This is a genomic window from Paenibacillus sp. YAF4_2, from assembly GCF_052113225.1.
In the GTDB taxonomy this organism is placed as follows: Bacteria; Bacillota; Bacilli; order Paenibacillales; family Paenibacillaceae; genus Pristimantibacillus.
In genome coordinates this window covers 126309-146873 of sequence record NZ_JBFRCT010000010.1, presented here as the reverse complement: position 1 = coordinate 146873, position 20565 = coordinate 126309, and the positions used below count along the sequence as shown (strand labels likewise).

Annotated in this window: 18 protein-coding genes; 2 read left to right on the top strand and 16 right to left on the bottom strand. The window is 47.6% G+C overall.

The features are described 5' to 3' along the window. Positions 1-31: 31 nt before the first annotated feature. On the bottom strand, positions 32-388 hold the full coding sequence (locus AB4Y93_RS22445) for a winged helix-turn-helix transcriptional regulator (RefSeq protein WP_441895237.1): 357 nt from the start codon (positions 386-388) through the stop codon (positions 32-34). A gap of 144 nt (positions 389-532) precedes the next feature. Between AB4Y93_RS22445 and AB4Y93_RS22440 the strand changes: the two genes are divergently transcribed. After that, positions 533-1174, top strand: coding sequence for an NAD(P)-dependent oxidoreductase (locus AB4Y93_RS22440; RefSeq protein ID WP_441895235.1), 642 nt, complete (start codon positions 533-535; stop codon positions 1172-1174). Positions 1175-1357: 183 nt separating this feature from the next. Here AB4Y93_RS22440 and AB4Y93_RS22435 read toward each other — a convergent pair whose 3' ends face one another. The 12 genes from AB4Y93_RS22435 to AB4Y93_RS22380 form a co-directional block, all read right to left on the bottom strand. Then, complete coding sequence (locus tag AB4Y93_RS22435; protein WP_441895233.1) at positions 1358-1732, bottom strand: YciI family protein; 375 nt, start codon at positions 1730-1732, stop codon at positions 1358-1360. Between the two features lie 192 nt (positions 1733-1924). Next, complete coding sequence (locus AB4Y93_RS22430; protein ID WP_441895231.1) at positions 1925-3223, bottom strand: polysaccharide deacetylase family protein; 1299 nt, start codon at positions 3221-3223, stop codon at positions 1925-1927. A gap of 33 nt (positions 3224-3256) precedes the next feature. After that, positions 3257-3973: a hypothetical protein gene (locus AB4Y93_RS22425; protein WP_441895229.1), complete on the bottom strand. Its 717-nt coding sequence runs from the start codon at positions 3971-3973 to the stop codon at positions 3257-3259. Positions 3974-4215: 242 nt separating this feature from the next. Then, complete coding sequence (locus AB4Y93_RS22420) at positions 4216-5250, bottom strand: sugar kinase (RefSeq protein ID WP_441895227.1); 1035 nt, start codon at positions 5248-5250, stop codon at positions 4216-4218. Further along, positions 5243-5998 (bottom strand): 2-dehydro-3-deoxy-phosphogluconate aldolase, encoded by a 756-nt coding sequence (gene dagF, locus AB4Y93_RS22415; RefSeq protein ID WP_441895225.1) that lies wholly within the window; start codon positions 5996-5998, stop codon positions 5243-5245. The genes AB4Y93_RS22420 and dagF overlap by 8 nt, the downstream gene beginning before the upstream one ends. A 1-nt stretch (position 5999) precedes the next feature. Continuing rightward, positions 6000-7103 carry a DgaE family pyridoxal phosphate-dependent ammonia lyase gene (locus tag AB4Y93_RS22410; RefSeq protein ID WP_441895223.1) on the bottom strand — a complete coding sequence of 368 codons (1104 nt, stop codon included), beginning with the start codon at positions 7101-7103 and terminating at the stop codon, positions 6000-6002. Beyond that, the gene (locus tag AB4Y93_RS22405; RefSeq protein WP_441895508.1) at positions 7081-8184 is read right to left on the bottom strand and encodes an amidohydrolase/deacetylase family metallohydrolase; all 1104 of its coding nucleotides are present in this window, start codon (positions 8182-8184) and stop codon (positions 7081-7083) included. The genes AB4Y93_RS22410 and AB4Y93_RS22405 overlap by 23 nt, the downstream gene beginning before the upstream one ends. A 207-nt stretch (positions 8185-8391) precedes the next feature. Then, positions 8392-9249, bottom strand: a complete 858-nt coding sequence (locus tag AB4Y93_RS22400; protein ID WP_441895221.1) for a DUF5666 domain-containing protein — start codon at positions 9247-9249, stop codon at positions 8392-8394. After that, entirely contained in the window at positions 9230-9727 is a 498-nt protein-coding gene (locus AB4Y93_RS22395; protein ID WP_167281426.1) for a sigma-70 family RNA polymerase sigma factor, read from the bottom strand. Before AB4Y93_RS22395 ends, AB4Y93_RS22400 begins: the two co-directional genes overlap by 20 nt. Positions 9728-9940: 213 nt before the next feature. After that, a complete protein-coding gene (locus AB4Y93_RS22390) occupies positions 9941-10771 on the bottom strand; it encodes a sugar phosphate isomerase/epimerase family protein (RefSeq protein WP_441895219.1) in 831 nt (276 codons plus the stop codon). A gap of 141 nt (positions 10772-10912) precedes the next feature. Beyond that, the gene (locus AB4Y93_RS22385) at positions 10913-12469 is read right to left on the bottom strand and encodes a tetratricopeptide repeat protein (protein WP_441895217.1); all 1557 of its coding nucleotides are present in this window, start codon (positions 12467-12469) and stop codon (positions 10913-10915) included. Between the two features lie 105 nt (positions 12470-12574). Then, positions 12575-13519, bottom strand: a complete 945-nt coding sequence (locus AB4Y93_RS22380) for an MBL fold metallo-hydrolase (protein WP_441895215.1) — start codon at positions 13517-13519, stop codon at positions 12575-12577. Between the two features lie 195 nt (positions 13520-13714). Between AB4Y93_RS22380 and AB4Y93_RS22375 the strand changes: the two genes are divergently transcribed. Next, on the top strand, positions 13715-16648 hold the full coding sequence (locus AB4Y93_RS22375; protein ID WP_441895213.1) for a family 78 glycoside hydrolase catalytic domain: 2934 nt from the start codon (positions 13715-13717) through the stop codon (positions 16646-16648). A gap of 137 nt (positions 16649-16785) precedes the next feature. Here the strand turns inward: AB4Y93_RS22375 and AB4Y93_RS22370 are convergent, their stop codons facing one another. The 3 genes from AB4Y93_RS22370 to AB4Y93_RS22360 all read right to left on the bottom strand — a co-directional run bounded on the left by AB4Y93_RS22370 (position 16786) and on the right by AB4Y93_RS22360 (position 20517). Continuing rightward, positions 16786-17493 (bottom strand): DNA alkylation repair protein, encoded by a 708-nt coding sequence (locus tag AB4Y93_RS22370; protein ID WP_441895211.1) that lies wholly within the window; start codon positions 17491-17493, stop codon positions 16786-16788. Between the two features lie 45 nt (positions 17494-17538). Further along, on the bottom strand, positions 17539-18948 hold the full coding sequence (locus AB4Y93_RS22365; protein WP_441895209.1) for a sensor histidine kinase: 1410 nt from the start codon (positions 18946-18948) through the stop codon (positions 17539-17541). 216 nt (positions 18949-19164) lie between these two features. Then, entirely contained in the window at positions 19165-20517 is a 1353-nt protein-coding gene (locus AB4Y93_RS22360; RefSeq protein ID WP_441895207.1) for an LLM class flavin-dependent oxidoreductase, read from the bottom strand. Between the last annotated feature and the right edge of the window lie 48 nt (positions 20518-20565).

The window sequence follows — 20565 nt, the reverse complement described above, 5'->3', positions numbered from 1 at the left end:
TTTATTGGGTATATTCCATAAGTTGTAATGTTTAGTGAACAGCCTTCTTGCTTACTGCATATTTCTTGCCCCACTCGCCCATACTTTCGAGAATCGGAAGAAACATCTGTCCCGCTTCGGTCAGGGAGTACTCTACTTTAGGCGGCACCTCCTGGTACACCTTTCTGTTGATCATTTGATCCTTCTCCAGCTCTCTAAGCTGACTGGTCAAGATGGCCTTCGATATGCCTGGGACAAGTCTTTGAAGCTCACCAAACCGTCTTGTCTCCCTCAAATGCCACAAAATGATGATCTTCCATTTGCCTGCAATCACGTTTTGCGTCTCCGTTACGGGGCAAACCTCAACTTGCTCTACTGGAACTTCCCCCTCGAACGAACTTCGAGCCATGCTAAATCCCTCTCTTCTCTCATGGTTCTGTTTTTATGACTATGTTATAAAATAGTGACTACTTTTAAAAATCGAACTAATGAAATAATATAGGATTATGCTTAACCATACAACTTATCCATCAAAAAACTGGAGGAATAGATCATGAACATTGGTATCATTGGTGCAAACGGCAAAGTCGGAAGCCTTATTATGCAGGAAGCTTTAAATAGAGGTCATGAAGTGACCGCTATTGTTAGGAACGCAGCAAAAATAAGTGAGACAACGGTTAATGTGCTCGAAAGGGATATTTTTCATTTAACCGCAGCTGATTTGAAAGCATTCGACGTGATTGTTAACACGTTTAAAGCAGCTGATGGTGAGGAACATCTCTATATCGATGCCGGAAGAGCTTTGGTTCAAGCTTTAAAAGATGCCCCAAACACGAAGCTGATCGTTGTTGGAGGTGCCGGTAGCCTCTATGTCGATGAACAAAAAACAACCAAACTGATGGACACGCCGGAGTTCCCGGATTTCGTATACCCTACTGCTTCTAATGCCGGCAAACAGCTGGAGGATTTGAAGAAGGAGACTTCTATTACATGGACGTACATCAGCCCTGCTGCTTTCTTCGATCCGAGCGGAAAAAGAACAGGCTCCTACACGAAGGGCCTCGATCATGTCATCTTAAACAGCCAAGGCCAAAGCTACGTCAGCTATGCCGACTATGCGATCGCCGTACTTGATGAAATTGAGAATCCGCAGCATGTAAATCAAAGATTTACACTTGTTGGTGAAGCAGAATAAACACAAAGGCACCCGTGAGGGTGCCTTTTATGTTAGCTACTGATGATAATATAGCTTGCTGCTAAATCGGTTTGACGACCTAAGTCTCGGTTAAGATTTCAAACGGCGAGGACAAGCCCTCCAGATACTCTGTAACAAGGTGCTGAATTTCATCGTATGTGCATGCATGAATGACCATATCGCTTAATCCTCTCCCTTAAAATATTGAATCGGACGAATTTCAATCCTCCACCCAAACTGCTCCCCCGCTTCTACCTGCACAGCTGGATGCAAGGAGGCGATTCGTATCGCGTCTTCCATGTCTTGAGCTTCAATGAGAAAAGCACTGCCGATCATCTCTTTTGTTTCAATAAAGGGACCGTCCAATACTCTCACTTTGCCGTTTGCCCGCTTCAAACCTGTTGATTCCGAGGCGAGACCAGCATCTATGATCACTTGACCACTGTTATAGAACTCCTCAAGGTGAGGCGTACACTGTTGCATAATTGCAGTAATTTCTTCTTTGTCGATTGCATCCATTGCCTCCGCATTCAAATAACCCAAACATAGGAATTTCATTGTTATTACCCCTTTAACGTCAGATTATGGCCCTAGGAGCTGGTTCACTCCAACCTCTTATTGAAACGACGAATGGACTCGTGCAAGATCGACAACTCCATAACTGTATCCTAACGCAAAAATATTTTTTTCACAGCACAAAAAAAGCACCCAAACGGGTGCTGTGCTGCGAACTATATAAGCAGAGTTAGATTATTTAAACGCAACAAATGTTAAGTCCTTGCTTTTTAAATATTTTATAATGGCTGGAAGCGCTTCTAGCGTGTTCTTGTCTTCATGCATCACATAAATACCGCCAGCAGCTTCGACATGATGGAAATAACGAATAATGTCCTCCGGATTCTTGGCATTCCAGTCTTCCGGATCCCGGTTCCATAGAAGGGTCTTCATCTGCTGCCCCTTAGCTGCAGAAACCAAGTCATCGTTAACCGCGCCATACGGGGGGCGGAACAACGTGACAGGTGCACCCGTCAGAGATTCAATCGCATGGTTTGCCTTGGACAAGTTCTCACTCTGTTCCTCTGGAGTCGATTTGGTCAGGACACTATGATCCCAGGAGTGATTCCCGATCGACATGCCATGCTCACTTGCATAAGTAACAGCATCCGAATAGTGACTCACGTTTTGTCCGATGAATAGAAAGGTCGCCGGAACCTTCTGATCCGTGAGAATATCTACAATCTTTTTCGTGAGCTTGGATGGTCCGTCATCAAACGTTAAAGCGACATATTCCTTCGGCAATCCGAAAAATTTCTTTTCTTCCGTGATGTCGATCACTTTAATGGCTGATTGTGTTTCATGATCACTAAGCTGAATCGAATCCTGCTCCGTCGTTACGGTCTGATCGGCCGTCACAACCTCTGCAGCATCGGATACAGCAGATTTGTTCAGATCACTAAACGATGCGGATACATGAGCAGTCGGCACACCACTCTTGGTGACCTCAGCCTTCGCTACTTGTCCACCAAGAATACGTGCGGAGTCGACCTTGCCTCCGGTTGCGATAGAGAGAATAGCCAGCAAGCCAACCATAATCAACAATGCAACAGCAATCCTAGGTATTCGTGACGAGTACTGCCTCAGGAACTGGGGCGGATTCACAGTCGCGGTTTCGACTGCGCTTTCCTGCTTCTCCTCTTCCGTTGGAACTGGAGGCAGTTCACCTTGCCGGATCTGTTTGATTAAAGTCAGATAGGCCTCACTACATGCAAAGTACAATGTATTCCGGGAATTGCCCGTGGTACGAATGATGGAACTATAAAACGTATTTCGGATAGGATCCCATTTGGAGTAAGGAGAAATTCGAATCCTGTCTCCATGTAATGGCCCCAGTGCTTCAAGCCCAAGAAACGTAAACTCATCAATATCGATTACGTATGCAGCCTGCTCGTCCTCTTGGGTTACGGCGATTCTTAGTTGGTAGGAACCACCATAAGTTCTCTCAAGCGACAGCAGCTCCATCACCTGTATGCTGTATGTCTCCATCCCCATGTGCGTCCTTCTCTTCCCATTCCCGGCATGACTTTAATCGGATGATCCTCCATCAATAGTGCCTGCGTTTGGTGCAAACGGAGACGTCAGCCGGTTCGTAAAGTCATTTACAATGTTAAGGAGATGCGCCTTCTCCTGACGAAGGGCATCGAATTTCTGTCTCATTTGAGAAAGCTCGGATTCCAGCCTTGTATTCTTCTCTTCCAGCTCATTAATTTTCTTGTTCTTATCTGCAGTGGTCTCATTGTGCTTTTGCAAGAGGCCTGCGTAGTTCTGGCGTTCGAGCTCGATAACGCTTTTCAGCTCCTCAATCTCACCGGATAAGGTGGAATGAAGCTCCCGGTAGTCATCCATCATCTGGTCTACCTTCAGGTTCTTATCGCTTAGTCTCTTCTCCAGATCAATAATACTCTTCTCGCGCTCTTCAATGACCTTGCCGAGATTCTTTACGTCCCGGTTTAATCGATCAATCTGCCCATTTGCATGGCCCAGTCGATCCTGCAAGTCGTTATGGCTCATTTCGACATGCTGTTTGGCTTTAATCATCTGCTCAACGGCAAATACCAAGTCCAGCGATCTTTTGTCCATATGACCTTTATTTATTAGAATAGAGCCGGATGATTCCTCTACGATCTCGGATGCAGCTGAATTAACCGACACTTCCTCCTGCGGTTCTTCCAAGTCCCTCCTTACCCCAAGATCCTCTCGCGAATGCTGCTGCTCTTTCTTCTTTTGGAAAGGAGAAAACATAGATCAACTCACCTTTTCTGAGAAAATATGTCGATTCATATCGAAAAATGTTTCCTTCATTATAGATTAATTTTCCAAGTTTATATGCGGGGCTAAAGTACCTAATTGAGTAGGTCTTCTTAGGTCAAAAGGATTGGTAATGCGGGAGAATAGGCGTTCACTAAAAATAACCCACAAACAACTGCCTGTCATCAACAGGACAACCGCTTGCAGGTTATGAAACAACTTGAATTAGAAAGGATTTACCTTTCTACATCGAGGGCAGCTTCCGTCATGGCTCGAATGATATCCCGCTCGCTTGACATCGGCGTATCTCCAGTAATCGTATGAGCGAGCATAGCGGCTGCAACCGCGAAGCGGACCGTATAATCCGGTTCAAATCCGCTAAGCTCGCCGTGAATAATCCCGCTCGCGAACGCATCGCCTGCACCGATTCTATCATGAACAGCAAACGTAACCGGATCGACGAAGAAGAATTCGTCTTTGTATAGATAGCCTTGAAGGGTATGTGTGTTGTTTACGTTAATCGTACGATGCGTTCCTGCAATAACGGAGATGCTGTAACGGCTTGCGACTTGTGGGATGAGCTCGGTTAACTGCTCCTGACGGCCTGTTTGCTCCGTCGGCATGCCGAGGATACGAATCGCGTCCTGCTCATTCATCATGACGATATCCGCTAAGGAGAGCATCTCTTCATAAAAGGGGCGGGCTAACGCATACCCGTCTTCTCCCCAATGAGCCGGGCGATAGTTGCAATCAAATACGATTCGGCCGCCTTGCGCCTTGACCGCCCGTGCCAAAGAGAGCAGATGGCTGCGCACGAGGTCGTTCATCGCCAGCGTAATGCCACAAAAATGTGCAACATCAACGCGCTTAGCAATTGCCGCATAATCGTACGTCTCGGCGGACGCCGTATTAAAGCTGCTTGCCTGGCGGCCCGAATAAGTGACCCGACCGGGGCGTGCACCAAAGCCGTTCTCCAGGAAATACATGCCGATGTATTCCCCGGACCGTGCGACGAGGTTCGTCGACAAACCAAGCTTGCTCACGAACGCGCAAGCCGCGTCTCCAAGCGGATTGTCCGGCAGAGCCGTAACAAGCTCCGCACGATGCCCAAAGCGAGCGAGTGCAGAACCGACGTTAACACCTGTGCCGGAGAAGGAATAATTCAAGCTGCTTGCCTGGGTTAACAGCTCGTAACCCGGCGTCTGCAAACGCATCATGACTTCACCAAATATGGCAACTGTCAGGCGGTCACAGCTAGGACGATCAACCATGGGCATCGACCAGCCTTTTCATTATATCGAGCAGGGCTTGCACGTCTGCGACGTTAGTCTTGCCCGTCGCCTTGTCGATAATCGACGAGTAGACATGGGGAATGACCTGCGGTACTCCTGCCTCCAGCGAGATGCGCAAGATTAGCTCGAAGTTGTCCATGTCAATGCCGCCCGTAGGCTCAAGCGCAAACCCTTCTTCACCACATGCTTTAGCTACTGCACGAAGCTCGTCTTCCCGGCTTAATCCGTTCATCGGGAAATACTTGAGTGCATTACCGCCCATGTCTCGGACAAGTGCGATAGCGGTCTTAACGGGTACGATAGCTTGCTCTGGTTGTGCAGCGCTGTAGGGACCAGTCGAGATATTTACGTAGCCGACTTGACCTGTCGGCGAGACAAGGCTGTTGATCCAGCTCTCCTGGCCGTTCAAGTTAGCACGAGTTGCGCCAACTGCCGGGAATACCTGGTTGATATGCGTTCCCGGATAATATTTCGCAATCTCAGCTACAACAGCCGCTTGCCGATTGTCTCCTGCTCCAAGCCCAATGGAGACAGCCTGCTCAATCACTTCTCCATAACGCTTCATCGCTTCGACAGCAGCTTCAACAGTCGGATAGTCTTTGGATAGAACGCCAACGAGTACATGCCCTTCTGCAGCGTCGAACACTTCTTTGGCATTGTCCACACTGTTTGAAAGTACATTCAAAGCTGCCCGGTTCTTATACAATCTTTTATTCATATTGGACATGTTAGTTGCCTCCTGTTAACTTGCGGATGGTAGCTGCGATTACGTCTATATCGTCGCCTAGAAGTGGACGCGGATCAATGTCGAAGTAGCCTTGCTTCACGCCATAATCACGCGTATAGATAGCAATATCACCGTTTTGCAGCTGATGGACGACTTCTTTGGCCGTCGTGCCTGCCGCTGCCGGATCAATCTGAATTCTGGCCCGGAATATCGCCCTTCCTGCTTCATCCTGCACAATCGTCACTTGAACGCCAGGCTGCTCGCTCAGCGGCATAAGGGTTTGAAGAGATGCTTTCTCCTGCTCGCTGTTATCCGGCTTATCGAGATATTCATCCAGAGCTTGGAGCAGACCAAACGTCGTTTCCTTACCCACCTTCATGCTGCGGCCAATGCCATGCAGTTGAACCTTCACCATCTCCACATATTTACGCATGCCGCCAACAATCCCTGAGGTTGGCCCTTCAATTGCCTTGGAGCCGCTATAGATGGCGAGGTCAGAGCATTTCACATACCTCCGAATATCTTCTTCAGCTGCTGCATCAACAATAAGCGGAACGCCGCTGCGCTGTGCTACCGCCCATGCTTCTTCAACAGAAATCATGTTTTTCTGTACCGCATGATGCGATTTCACATACAAGATAGCGGCTGTACGATCGCTGACCGCATCCTCGATATGCTCGGCTTTACCTTCGTTCGCATAACCGACTTCAACGAGCTTGCCTCCGCCTAAGAATACCATCGTCTCAACTGGAGCACCGTATTGGACATTATGACCTTTTAGAATTAGAATTTCATTCTTCTCGATTGGATCTTGGTGCAGCCGTTCGCTTCTGCGACGGTTGCCCTGCGTCACGATACCGGCAACGCAAAGGGCAATGCCGCTGGAAGCTGAGTTAACAACGACAGCTGCTTCAGAGCCGAGGATACCGGCAATATGATCGCCTGCCTTATCTACGAGATCCGCAATTTCCACGTAGCTTTGCCCGCCGCGCTTCATTGCATCCATAACGGTATCGGTTGGCGCCGACACACCAAGGATGCTCATACGTCCGCTTGCGTTAATAACACGCTTCAATCCATATTTAGCATTCAACATATCTACCATTGACGAAAACCCCCTTAGCATAAATATATTGATCTCCTACACGTGCTTCTCCTTCGGAATCGATGAACTCCGCTTTTTCCTGCCTCACAGTGAAAAAGGTGAGATGAGCCTTGTCGCCAGCCTTGATACGTCCTAGCTCAGGCTTGTTCAGCCAATCGGCCGCCCGAACCGTAACGGCGTCAATCACCTCTGTAAGCGGGTAACCCAGCAGCAAAAACTTGGACATGACATGCGCCAAGCTATACACAGGGCCGCCCAGCCGGTTGCCTCTGTAAATATCTGAGCTGATGGTGTCGAATCTGATTCCACTTTCTTTCGCGGCTTCCGCTGTCCTAAACGAGAAGCTGGCGGTACCATGACCTACGTCCATACGGACCCCTTTGCCAATGGCATCCTTGAGCTCCGGCAGCGGTTGTCCCGCTGGGTCGAACAGATTGTTGCTCTTCCCGTTCAAATAATGGGTTACAACATCATTCTTCTTCAATAATGGTAAGATCTCCTGGATTCGAGGCGGTGCCGACCCGATATGAACCATAATCGGCAAGCCCGTCCGATCTGCGATTTCTCTAGCCCTCCGAAGCGGCTCAATTCCGCTTTCCTTAACGACGCTCCGGCTCATTCTCGCTTTCAACCCGACAATAAAGTCCGGATAGCTATGAATCGTTTCTATCGCGTGCTCCCGGTCGATCCAGCTTAAATCGGATAGTTCATCAATCCGGGAGAGCCCGATCTTCGAGATATTCAGCAGCGCGAGTACGCTTGTCATCGCTTGTTTCTGGCTTGCCGCCAAGTTCCCAATCCGGTCCGCGCCGCAGCTACCCGCATCTACGATCGTCGCTACCCCTTGCTTGACGCCGATTTCGTCGATTTCATCGCCGTACGGGTCAAGTTCGGCGAAGGCGTGAACATGCAGATCAATCCAACCGCTTGAGACATATAATCCGGTGCCATCTATAACAACGTCCCCGCTACTTGCGAGTCCAGCACCTGTTACTTCGATAATTATGCCATTCTCGACGGCGATATCTATTAATTCGCCATCCGTTCGTTTAACGTTGCGCCATACGTGCTTTATGCGAATCACCTTCATTCTTCATTCTCTCTTCGTTATAACGTTATAATGTTAAATTACACTGATTTCACGCTCAGGTCAATAAACATTATAATGTTTTATGCGAAAATAAAAAAAGCAGACACCGGGTTTAATACCGGTGCCTGCTTCATTATGCGAATTTTGAGGAATACCTGCTATGTTTCACGTGAAAAAAGTCGAAATATGGCTCCCGCCTTATTTTTTTGGAATCATGTTGTTGTAAATGCGTGTTGCGTTTACTTTACCTGTGCTGAGATCCTCAGTCGTAAAGCCGGATACCACATTGCCGACTTTAAATTCCTTTTGCAGCAGCTCATCGGATGGTTCCGCCGCTGTTGGACCATCAATGCCCATAATGGTGTCAGGAGTCACTGTCACCCATACATCATTAACTTTGAAGCTTTTGCCGTCTGCACTTACTTCAGAGATCACACCATCAATATTTACTTGTACTTTAGCTGTAGTAGCAGGCTTCTCACCGCTGTCAACCTGAGGTGCCATATTGTTATAAATCACATCAGCCGATACCTTGCCTGTGCTCACATCCTGAGAAGTATAGCCGGATACGATATTACCAACTTTGAACTCCTTTTGCAGCAGCTCTTCGGATGGCTTCTCCGCTGTTGGCTCATTGCTTCCCAGCTTCGTTTGATCCGTTACTTCTACCCAAAGATCGCCAACCTTGAAGCTCTTGCCATCTGCACTTACTTCAGAGATAACGCCATCAATATTAACGGCTACTTTACCCTTAATAGGAGGCTTTGCTGTTGCCTCAGCTGTCTGCCCTTGATTCGTTGGTGTGGAAGCCGGATTGCTTTGATTTTGATTGATCGAAATAACACCAACCGCCAATATTGCAGCTGCTGCAAGACCTACAGTCAAACCCGTTAACTTTCTTTTGCTTGTTTTCTCCATTTTTACCCGCTCCTCATTCATAGTAGTTGTATGTGTTGTTTTCTCAAGTTCCAGCATTAACTTCTGATAGGTTGCCTCTTTGAAGTCCTCGCTGGTTTTCACACGGGACATCGCGGATTTATAGACAGATTTCTTCATCCTCCAGGCCTCCAATCTTATCTTTTAAGAGTACACGTCCTCTGGCTAGCCATGTTCCCACTGTTGCGGACTTGGCCTGCATAATAACTGCGATTTCCTGAATCGAATAGCCTTCGTAATAATGCAGATGAATCGGAATACGATACTTCTTGTCCAAGGAGAGTACGGCCTGCAGGACCTCATTCTCTTCCTTGGGGAGGTAGCTCAGGTTTTCGGGAACAGGGTTTCTGCTTTTGAACCATCCGGTTTTCAGCATATTTTTGCTTTTATTAATGGTCGTTCGAATCAACCACGCTTTTTCATGTTCGCTGTTCTCAAAAACAGGGCGCTTTTGCAAATAAGTGAGGAAAACCTCCTGCGTCACTTCTTCTGCATCGGCTATATTTTTTAAATAAGCAAAGGCGATTTTGATCATGCTCTGCGAATATAGATCCAAGGCCCTTCGCACAGATTCATTGAGCTCATATGAATTGTACACCTCAGCACCTCCTTTCACTTGTAATACAACTGAGTGCCCCATTATTTTTCATTCGATACCAATTATTTTTAGTAGACGTAAGAAAGCCCGTGAATGACTGCAATTTGCCCACATGTAAAATAGCCCAAAAACAAAAAGGCAAAGCCCTTACCTGCTCTTGCAGGTAGGACTTTGCCATCTCGACTTATCTATATGAGTATCTATAAAAAAGGGCTAAAGCTTTCTCGCAGCTAACCGGCCATCACGAACGAACCGTGCTGCCTCTGCCATTTGTGATTCGCTTACCGCTTCCATCGTCGCATAGCCATACGGCTTGTACTGCTCAAGAAGCTCAAAGAATAACGGATAGTTGAGCTCGCCTAAGCCAGCCGCTGTTTCCCTCAAAGTGCCGTCTGCTGCACGGTTCAGGTCCTTCACATGCGCGCTTACGATACGTGGACCAAGCAGGCGGAATGCTTCCCGAATAGTGTGGTCCTGATTGTCAAAACGAGCTGGGTTCATTAAGTTGCACGGATCCATCACGACGCCAACGCAGGAAGACGGGAACCGATCGATTGTCTCGGCCAGCGTCTCTGTCGTATCGATCATATGTCCCTGAGCGGCTTCCAGCCCAATCGTAACGCCCCATCGCTCAGCCTCTTCGACCAGCTCCTCAAGAGCACGGTTTAACCGCTGGACATGCTCGACACGACGTTCCGGATCCGTTACGCCGCCGACCTCTGTCGCCACAATAGGTGCCCCGAAGTGCCTTGCGTTCCGCAGATGCTCCTTAAATCGGTCAACATTATGCCGAAATACTTCATCATCTAGATCAACTAAGCTCGCGTAGCAGCCGAGTACTGCAATACGTACACCGTTCTCCGCAAATGCTCCGCCTACCTCTTGCGCCAAACCGGGGCTTAGCTTACCAAGTCTGGCATCCACATCCGAGAAGGCTTTTGAAAGCGCTAGTTGAACATAGGGAAACCCTTGTGCGGCAGTCTTCGCCGCCAATTCCTTATAAGGCATCGTTCCAAGTAAATGCGCTAATATTCCAACTGACATGACAATCTCCCTTTCCTGCTTTGGCTCTTATTTGCAATCTATTATATACCAGATTTTTGGCTATGCCGAACAAAAAGGGTACAGGTACAAAAAAGGCCGCAACTAGTTGTTTTCTAGTCACGGCCTGTTCATGATACTAACCTATTCCGCCTCAAACCCCTGGATCAAAGCCAATGCCTCTTCATGATCTGGCTCAAGTCTGAGCAGTTCCCTTGTGTAATTCAAGGCTTCATCTATGAGCTCCAGCTCGAAGCAGCAGATGGCCAGGCAATAGAATACAGTTGATACAATCTCTTCCTCGTCTTCTTCTACCGAAATTTCCAAGTACCGTTTGGATTCCTCGTACAGTTCCATCTCGAACAGGACCAGTCCAGCTTCAAGAGAAAGATCATAACGCTGCTCCATAACATAGTACGACGATGTCATAATGTGGATCCCCATTAGGAGATCTTCCTTCTCATCATCATTCGCATCCGGCAGTAGACTAGAGAGCCGCTTTGTACTCTGAATGAAGAATTCCGCATCATATCCGCCTAGGCGCCAGAAGCTTAAGAATTGCTGCATCCCCATGCTATCGATATTACGATCGACCAATTCCTTCAAGCTGAAGAAATCATCTGGACCATATCGCGCAATAAATCGACGATAAGCTAGTCTGGTTTGCAGGCATTCCTCAGGGGAATCCACATTGATCATACAACCCACATTTATATTTTTATAATGATGGGGTGGGAATAACGTGATGGCTCCCTGCTTCTCCAACACTTGCTGAATAGCATGGTAGTTCGCCGTAAAGGAGAAGCTGCCATGCAGGATCAGCTCCGGTGGTCCCGCGAATTTAAAGTTGTCGATCAAGTGATCGCCTTTGTCTGCAGTTATTAATAAATAACCTGCCTTAGATAACAGATTAAGACGATCTAAACAGGTTAATGCGGAGCTTGGGAATAAAATATGGGAATCCTCCAAATGCTCCTGGTAGAAGCCTATGAGCTCCCGGTATGGGTAGGTTGCTGCCTCGTACTCCGGCGCCCGGCGATGCTCGTAGCTTAAAGATATTTTATGGAGCAATTCGGATGGTTTAAGCCCTTCCCTGTGCTCCGGATACTCGACAGAAACATCTGTTTCATAAATTTTGCCCTCACCTACATACAGCAGCTCTTGCGGAATACCGTCAAAGAAGTAGTTAGCCACAATGACTAACGGCTGTTTCAAATCTCCCTGACTAATGGTCTCGCCCGATACAGCCAGCTTCAGATCCGTGTCATGAACGGCGTCAAATCGTGCAAAATCAAGCATTCCTCGAGCAATAAAGGACTGCATAGCGGGATGCTTCTGCCATGCCACCACATTGTTCATCGCCAAATCCGTCATGATATACCGGAACGATGGCAGCTGGATCCCTGCATAGTCAATTAACTTACATAACTCGTGTAACACGTGAAAAGCAAATCGGCCCGCTCCTGCTCCAAGCTCTACAATCTGCACAGACTCAGAGACATGTCCCTTATTTGCACGGTCTTGCAGAAATCCGAATATCATCTCAGCATAGGCCGTACCGATCATTGGATTACAGGTGATATATTGAGGAACTTGGTCGTTATTCCAAGCCTTCAGTCCTTCTTCTTCATAATATTCCCGCTGAATATTCCATATAGGTGCTTCGCTAAAACGGTAACGTTCGGTATGATTAACTGTCATTTAAACTAATCCTGCTCTCTGGAAATTATTCGATTCCTGCCAAGTGGGATTCTCCCCAATTGCGCATTAAATCATGTACATGCTATCACAATATATTTCATTGTATCATTTTTGCCCATTTGCCGTATGCCATAACGTCTCGCCATGCTTTAACAGCTTCAGATTATTCGAGTCCATGCCTCTTCGCTGCCACTCTGCAAGCAAACGATCTAGCGCTTCCTTCGCCGTATCATCGGCCAATCGGAATGCTCCGTAATGCATAGGGATAAACTGCTTTGCTCTAACATCAACGAAGGCTTGTACAGCTTCCTCCGGCGATACGTGCTGCGCACCCATAAACCATTCCGGCTCGTAGGCACCAATCGGCATAAGTGCATACGTAATGTCTGGGAACCTCACTCCAATATCACTAAATCCTGCGAAATAACCACTGTCTCCGGCAAAATAGACCGTTTCTTCCTCTGAACGCTTGATCACCCATCCGCCCCAAAGGGACGTATTCGTATCCGTCAGAGTACGTCTTACCCAGTGCTGCGCAGGTACAAAATGAAACTCGACAGGGCCTATCTTCACATGTCCCCACCATGGCAGCTCATGTACTTCTTTGCCGCGCATAAGTTTCCTCATCATCGAACCAAGCCCCTCAGGCACGAGCACGACGGGTGAACCTTTGATCTTTCTCAAAGACCCTTTATGAAGATGGTCATAATGCGAGTGCGACAACAAAATAACATCGACCGGAGGAATTTCGTCCAAGGTAAGTCCTGGTTCTTCAAGTCTCCGTGCAAAACCCATCCGGCTCGCCCATACAGGATCTGTCACAATCGTCAGGCCAGCGATTTGCACAAGAAACGTGGAATGTCCGATCCAGGTAATCGTCAACTCACTTTGGTTACTGCTGAGCAGTGCCTGCTGCTTATGTTCGGCTTGTCCGATTCGGTAGCTTAGATCTTTCACTTTGCCTTTGCGTTCCTTTTGCCAGCGACGTACTTCTTTAAAGGTTTTGACTGTCGCTGATGGGTCTAAATTGCTATACCGTTTCCGAGCCATTAGCATCACCTCTTCTTATAATTCAAGTTTAGACGGAATACGAGTGAAGTACAAACTGTCTATTACATTAATATTGGACAATTATACGATGAGATCCGATCTATTTTTTCCTCTATGAATTGATTACTATATTTATAATAAGGGCTGGTAGCGCTTTCTTCTAACTGACCAACATTAAGCCATAGGAGGGTAATCATGTCTATTATCGAAAAGCAAACACCCTGGCAAGCAAGCTGGATTTGGGGAGGTACTGAGGAAAGTCCACGTAACGAGTGGCGCTGGTTCAGAACCTCCTTCACCTGTCCAAGCGATTTGGACGCATTGGCGAAAGCCGTCTTATGGATTACGGCAGACTCTCGTTATGAGCTGTACGTCAATGGAACAAGAGTAGGCAGAGGTCCCGTTCGTTACTATTCCACGGATATTTTCTATGATGCACATGAAGTGGGGCATCTTCTGCGGCGCGGCGAAGTCAATACGATTGCGGTGCAAGTGATGCATTACGGCATCTCTAACTTCGTCTATTTAAGAGGTCGGGGAGGATTGCTTGCCCAACTGGATGTACTCTCGGAGGATAGAGAAATGACACTCGCCAAGACGGGAGCTGACTGGCGTACCTCTCTGCACGCAGGGCAGGATCCAGCCACTTCGCGCATGTCCTGTCAGTTAGCCTTCTCAGAGCGAATCGATGGAAGAAAGCTGGCAGAGGATTGGACTTCATCGCAGTATTCAGATGCTCAATGGCAGCATGCAGAGGTCATTGGTGCAGCTGGGATGGAGCCGTGGGTGCGGCTTCACCCAAGAGATATTCCTTACTTGACGGAGGAGCCTGTTCTGCCGACACGTGTCATATCGTTAAACCGGGTAGTCCCGTATCAGCTTACAGCATTTATCGATGCGTATCATATGATGAAGACCCCAGGAGAAGAGAATGCCAACCATATCCGATTCTGCGGAGCCTTCATGACAACTTTGCGCTTAAAAGAAGCAGCCGAGGTTAAGCTGATGTTCCACGTTGGTGGACTAGGCATTGTGAGGCTGGGAGAGCAAGTTTATACCGCTGAGGATATGGAAGGAGATCCACCTCTTGCTGGCCTTCGCGCTCATTTGCCGGCAGGTGAGCATGTGTTGTTATACACCGTTTATGGCCCCGAACATGGTCATAGTAACCGTATAGGGGTGGACTCGGACAAAGAGATCGAGTGGGTCTCTCCTCTAGAGGTGGAATCCGGCAAGGCAGACGGAGCGATGTCCCCATTTGTTCGTATCGGCCCTACTTATTCTTACACGTGTATCGATTATATTGTTCAATATGACAAGTTCGCAGCTTGGGAGGCGGCAAGAGATCAGTTTGCTGATCGAATGTTCTCCATTACAACGATTGATGAACTGCGCGAAACCGGCTATCCGATTGAACCTGTTCCTCATTTGCTAGCTAACAGCGAAGATGCCTTTATGCCGCAATTCGCAAAAAGAGAAACAGAAGCTTATGCTGTTCCCGCTTCGCTTCAGCGTATTGCGGTTGCCTCCTCTGATCCGGCCATCGTTCCTGTGTTCAATCATGCGGATACGGAATTTATGATCGATTTCGGCAAGGAGTGGAGCGGCTTCCTCGCATTCGAGCTGGAGGCCGAGGCTGGCGTTACGATAGATTGGTACGGTATTGAATACCGGAAGGATACCTATATTCAACATACCTTTGGCTTGGACAATACGCTTCGTTATGTGACGAGGGAAGGCCACCAGCGTTACGCCTCTCCTGTCCGCAGAGGGCTTCGTTATCTGATCGTCACTGTACGTGGTGCCAAGAATCCGGTGCACATTCGAGATGTCCGGCTTATTCAAAGCAACTATCCTGCACCAGAGATCGGAAGCTTCCAATGCTCGGATGATCGACTGGGCCGAATTTGGGACCTTGCGAAGCATACAACAAAGCTTTGTATGGAGGATACTTTCGTCGACTGCCCGGCGTATGAGCAGACCTTCTGGGTCGGAGACAGCCGCAACGAAGCGCTCGTCAATTACTATGCGTTCGGGGGAACGGATATCGTAGAGCGCTGCCTTCGACTGGTACCGGGCTCTGCGTTCCAGACGCCGCTCTACGGTGACCAGGTTCCTAGCGCATGGACAAGTGTCATTCCGAACTGGACCTTCTTCTGGATTGTAGCTTGCCGGGAATATGCCGAGCATACAGGCAAGCGCGATTTTGCAGCAGAGATGCTTCCTTCCATCCTATTCACTCTGGATCATTATTTGAAGCTTCTGAACTCGGATGATCTGCTGGATATGAAAGGTTGGAATCTGCTGGATTGGGCGCCAATCGATCAGCCGGATGACGGGATTGTAACACATCAGAATGTGATGTTGAAGAAGGTATTGGAGGATGCTGCCGCTATTGCTGCATTAGCGGGGGTACCCGAGCAGGGGAAACCTTACGCAGAGATCGCTGTTAAAATGAAGTCGGCCATTAATGAACATCTGTGGAGCGATGAGCGTGGCGCTTATCTTGACTGCATTCATCCTGGAGGCCGCCACTCGACCATCTTCAGCATGCAGACGCAGGTGATGGCACTCCTCGCGGATGTTGCGGATGAAGAACGCAAGGCATTGCTGAAGGCTTACTTGACCGCCACTCCGGAAGGGTTCGTACCGGTTGGCAGTCCGTTTATGTCCTTCTTCTATTACGAAGCGTTGATGGCAAATGGCAGCCTGCAATGGATGCTCGACGACATTCGAACAAACTACGGATTTATGCTGGATAACGATGCAACCACATGCTGGGAGATGTATGGCCACACCACGATGAATCGTGCGAACGAGAACGATCTGACCCGCAGCCATTGCCATGCCTGGTCTGCTGCACCCGGCTATTTCCTCGGTGCTTACGTACTGGGAGTGAGACCTGCCGCACCAGGCTGGAGGAAGGTCCTTATAGAACCGCAAAGCGGCGATTTAAGCTGGGCCAAGGGAATTGTCCCTCTGCCGCAGGACGGATCCATCGAAGTAGCCTGGAAAGCCGTGAATGGTGCGATTACCGAACTGACAGTTACCGCTCCCGAGCTCACAGAGCTTGATATCCGAGTTCCGGCTGCTTGCGCCGTCAAGATTCAGCGGGTTAAATTGCTGTAGAGCTTACAATAAAGAAACCACTCCTAACCAAGGAGTGGTTTCTTTTGTCCTTACACTCAATTATATAATTCGACAAGCAGATCGTTCAGCCATCAACCTCTTCGAATGATTGCGTATTAGGGGAGTTATTTTCGGGTTTAGCACCTTACATGCTTACGTTTGAAGCCAGTCCGCCCTCTGTCTACCGCCTTTTGAATATTAACAGCCGCATGAATAAACTTGCTTTTAGCTGTTCCGGAATTCACTTCTACCGGACCTACTTCATTCGCGATCTCGACGGCCTTCTCATGAAGCGGCTGATAGGACACTGCCACCGTGTACATGAAATTGTTCATCGAGTATTTTGTCCGCTCAGGGGCATCATGAATCGTGTTTTTCACAAGCTCCAGCATAGCGGCAAGCTTCTCTTCGGAGAATTCACGATCAGGGCGATTACCAAGCAGCCAGCAGTAACAGCTCCAGCCTGCTGACATTTTCAGATCGATATTACTTGCAATCCATTTATCTGACACTTCTTGTGCAATATCCGATTCTGACAGGGTTACAGCGACCACAAAGTCCGACAACATATAAAAATAAGCGCCATCGATCCACAGCTCAAAATCCTCCATCGTCATCGCTTTAGGCTCTGCGATTATCCCGGCAAAGTACATCGCATCGTAGTTGCCTGTCGCATAGAGCTCCTCCGCTAATGGCTGGTTGAGCTTTATTTTTCGGAAGAGAGGCTTCATTGCCCCCGTCGCCACACCAAACAGCGGTTCATGCGCACCATTGGACTGATAGATCTTTTTGCTTCGTTCCTTGCCGAGCGCTTCAAGCTCCTGCATAACCTCTTCTAGTTTCATTGCTGACACATCCTTTGGTTATTAGATAAGCATCAAATATTGCTATTACTGCGCCTCAGAGTCAAACCGATCGTAATCTAGTAAAGGAATAGAAATTTTTATTTCCGTGCCTGATTCATTGCTGTCTACTATTTCAATATATCCACCGTGAGAATTTAAGATCCGCTGAGAAATAGACAATCCCAGGCCCATACCCGCTTCTTTGGTTGTATGAAATGGTGTGAAAATGTGATTCCATTCCTCGCGGGATATCCCTGCTCCAGTATCCGAGAATAGGATATTGCTTTCATTATTTTTGTTATAGATCCTAATTTCAATTCTTTTTAACGCTTTCCCTTCCATTGCCTCAATACTATTGTTTATGACATTCACAAAGACTTGTCTCATTTTGTCTTTATCTATTTTTAATTGAACACCTTTATGTTCAGTCAAATCGATGAGTACGTTCTTCTCTTTTATTTTTATAGACATTAACGCAATCGATTCTTTTATTACTTTCATTATGTCGGTTTCTACTCTATTGATTTTGCCGCTTTTTATAAATTGATTGTAATTTGTAATGATGCTGTTCATATGGGAGCCGGCAACCGTAATTTGACTAACCATCCCTTTTGCTTTTGAATCCAATTGGTCATTATGCGCTAACAGTGCCGTATAGCCGTTTACAACAGTTAGAGGACTGCTTATTTCATGTATTAATCCGGAAGTGGTAATTGCGATTTGTTCTTCTTTTTCTTTTCTTTTTAAGATCTGCGTCGTTTCTCTTATCATCTTGGTGCTCACACGAACGAAAATAAAGAAAATAAATATAGAAAAAATCATGACCGCAATTTGACTGGAATAAATAAAGGTTCCCGCCTGCAGATTTAATACACCAATCATATAGGTGAACAGAAACGTCAAACTAAATAGAGTCAGAAAACTTCTCAAATATTTATCCGTTACTTTTCTGCTCGAAATGAGCGTTAGCAGAATACTCACAATGAGCAGTTTGATATGGTTTGTAAATAAGTAACCCCATTCACCGTAGATAGGGTAAAGGACGCTTGTGCCTCCCACGATCGTTTTTAGCCCTGTTACACCATAACTCGTCCAATTTATTATGTAAATAAATATTGACCACGCCCCATAAACGCATAACGTGTATTTATTAATAATCCAGTTCATCCACTTTACTTGTTCACTTATCAAATACTTTAACGTGACATATCCAACGTATAAAAAAGCCAAGGGAAGCATAATAGAGCCTATTCGAATAAGCTTAAACAGAAAAAATATGCTTTCTTGATCGAGTACATCATTACTGTACAAAACACTTACATCCATTTGCCATAAACACATAAAAACCATAAATACTAACATGGCGTTCGTTAATTTGGTTTTAAACAACATCTTATAGGCCATTCCTAAAAATAGCGGTACCAAAGACATCGCTGCCATAAGGATAAAATTCATATCTTAACGAACCCCCCCTTTCGATCCAATAGTTATAATGACAGCGCATTCATAAGAAATGATAGCGATAGAATCAACTACTGCCATAATAGCATAATTAAGCAGTGTGGTTGTCTAAAGGTTTTGATCGGGGACCGGAAAGTAGACTACCTTAAATAAAAGAGCACCCATTTGGAGTGCTCTTCCGTATAAGTCCTTCTGAACAACCCGCGCAGCTTATACCTGCAAACCGGCCGCCAGCTTCTTGAAATGATCGATCGACGGTTTTGCTAACCCCAAATGCTCCCGGAGCGTTGAACCTTCATACTCTTCGCGGTACAGCCCGCGGCGCTGAAGCTCGGGAACAACGTGCTCAACGAAGTCATCCAGATCACCCGGCAATACCGGCGGCATAATGTTGAAGCCATCGCAGCCGTATCCTTCGTACCACTCTTCCATAAGATCTACAAGCTGCTCTGGCGTACCAACAAACTGCATATGCCCCCGCGCTCCAAGAAGTTTTCGTCCAAGCTCAATAATGGACAAGTTGTCTTTACGCGCTAGATCCATAATCAGCTGAACGCGGCTTTTCATGCCATTGCTTGCTTCTACTGGATCTGGAATGTCGGGCAGCGGCTCGTCGGCCGGGAATTGGCTGAGGTCGGTCTGAAGCATACCGGATACCATCATTACCGCTTCCTGCGGATCAATAAGGTCGAGCAGCTCCCGCTCCTTGCGGCGTGCTTCCTCCACTGTCGAGCCAAGGATCGGAGATAATCCCGGCATAATGAGCAGGCTGCCCCGCTCACGTCCAATAGAAAGGAGCTTCTCGTTTACACTGCTATAGAAGCTTTGCGCTGAGGCGAGTGAGGTTTGAGCCGTGAAGATCACCTCGCCGATACTCGCTGCAAAATCCTGCCCTGGCCCCGAGGATCCCGCCTGAATCAGGACTGGATAACCTTGCGGTGGGCGCGGCACGTTCAACAATCCATGAGCGGAATAAAACTGTCCGCTGTAATCCGCAGCGCGGAACTTGGACTCATCTGCGAAGGTTCCCGATGCCCGATTCATAACGAGCGACTCCTGCGGCCAGCTGTCCCACAGCGCAGTAACAACGTCGACAAATTCCTTGGCCATCTCGTAGCGCGTCGCATGCTCAGGATGCTTCTCTCTGCCGAAGTTGCGAGCTTCTGTATCTACTTGTGATGTAACGATATTCCACCCAGCACGACCGCCGCTGAGGTGGTCGAGTGTAGCGAACCGACGTGCTGCGTTGTAAGGCTCGTTATAAGTCGTCGACAGCGTTGCTGTCAGACCTATTTTCTCCGTTACCGTCGACAGAGCAGACAGCAGAGCTACTGGATCCAGCATACCTGCAGCTGCCCGGCTTGGGAAGATGAGGTGAAGCAGATCCGCGAAAAAGATCATATCGAACTTCCCCTTCTCCGCCGTTTGAGCAATCTGCTTATACCAATTAATGTCGAACATCTGCTCCACGCCTGATTCAGGATGGCGCCAGCCGGCATGATGATGCCCGGTAAAATAGATAAACGCACCTAGATGAAGCTGACCTTGTCGTTGTCTTGTCATGCCTATTCCCCGCTTTCCAGCTATCAATTTGTCCTTGCATCAAGCGAT

Coding starts and splice junctions, on each gene's coding strand:
- AB4Y93_RS22445 (WP_441895237.1), bottom strand. CDS start 388: ATGGCTCGAAGTTCGTTCGAGGGGGAAGTTCCAGTAGAGCAAGTTGAG.
- AB4Y93_RS22440 (WP_441895235.1), top strand. CDS start 533: ATGAACATTGGTATCATTGGTGCAAACGGCAAAGTCGGAAGCCTTATT.
- AB4Y93_RS22435 (WP_441895233.1), bottom strand. CDS start 1,732: ATGAAATTCCTATGTTTGGGTTATTTGAATGCGGAGGCAATGGATGCA.
- AB4Y93_RS22430 (WP_441895231.1), bottom strand. CDS start 3,223: ATGGGGATGGAGACATACAGCATACAGGTGATGGAGCTGCTGTCGCTT.
- AB4Y93_RS22425 (WP_441895229.1), bottom strand. CDS start 3,973: ATGTTTTCTCCTTTCCAAAAGAAGAAAGAGCAGCAGCATTCGCGAGAG.
- AB4Y93_RS22420 (WP_441895227.1), bottom strand. CDS start 5,250: ATGGTTGATCGTCCTAGCTGTGACCGCCTGACAGTTGCCATATTTGGT.
- dagF (WP_441895225.1), bottom strand. CDS start 5,998: ATGTCCAATATGAATAAAAGATTGTATAAGAACCGGGCAGCTTTGAAT.
- AB4Y93_RS22410 (WP_441895223.1), bottom strand. CDS start 7,103: ATGGTAGATATGTTGAATGCTAAATATGGATTGAAGCGTGTTATTAAC.
- AB4Y93_RS22400 (WP_441895221.1), bottom strand. CDS start 9,249: ATGAAGAAATCTGTCTATAAATCCGCGATGTCCCGTGTGAAAACCAGC.
- AB4Y93_RS22390 (WP_441895219.1), bottom strand. CDS start 10,771: ATGTCAGTTGGAATATTAGCGCATTTACTTGGAACGATGCCTTATAAG.
- AB4Y93_RS22385 (WP_441895217.1), bottom strand. CDS start 12,469: ATGACAGTTAATCATACCGAACGTTACCGTTTTAGCGAAGCACCTATA.
- AB4Y93_RS22380 (WP_441895215.1), bottom strand. CDS start 13,519: ATGGCTCGGAAACGGTATAGCAATTTAGACCCATCAGCGACAGTCAAA.
- AB4Y93_RS22375 (WP_441895213.1), top strand. CDS start 13,715: ATGTCTATTATCGAAAAGCAAACACCCTGGCAAGCAAGCTGGATTTGG.
- AB4Y93_RS22370 (WP_441895211.1), bottom strand. CDS start 17,493: ATGAAACTAGAAGAGGTTATGCAGGAGCTTGAAGCGCTCGGCAAGGAA.
- AB4Y93_RS22365 (WP_441895209.1), bottom strand. CDS start 18,948: ATGAATTTTATCCTTATGGCAGCGATGTCTTTGGTACCGCTATTTTTA.
- AB4Y93_RS22360 (WP_441895207.1), bottom strand. CDS start 20,517: ATGACAAGACAACGACAAGGTCAGCTTCATCTAGGTGCGTTTATCTAT.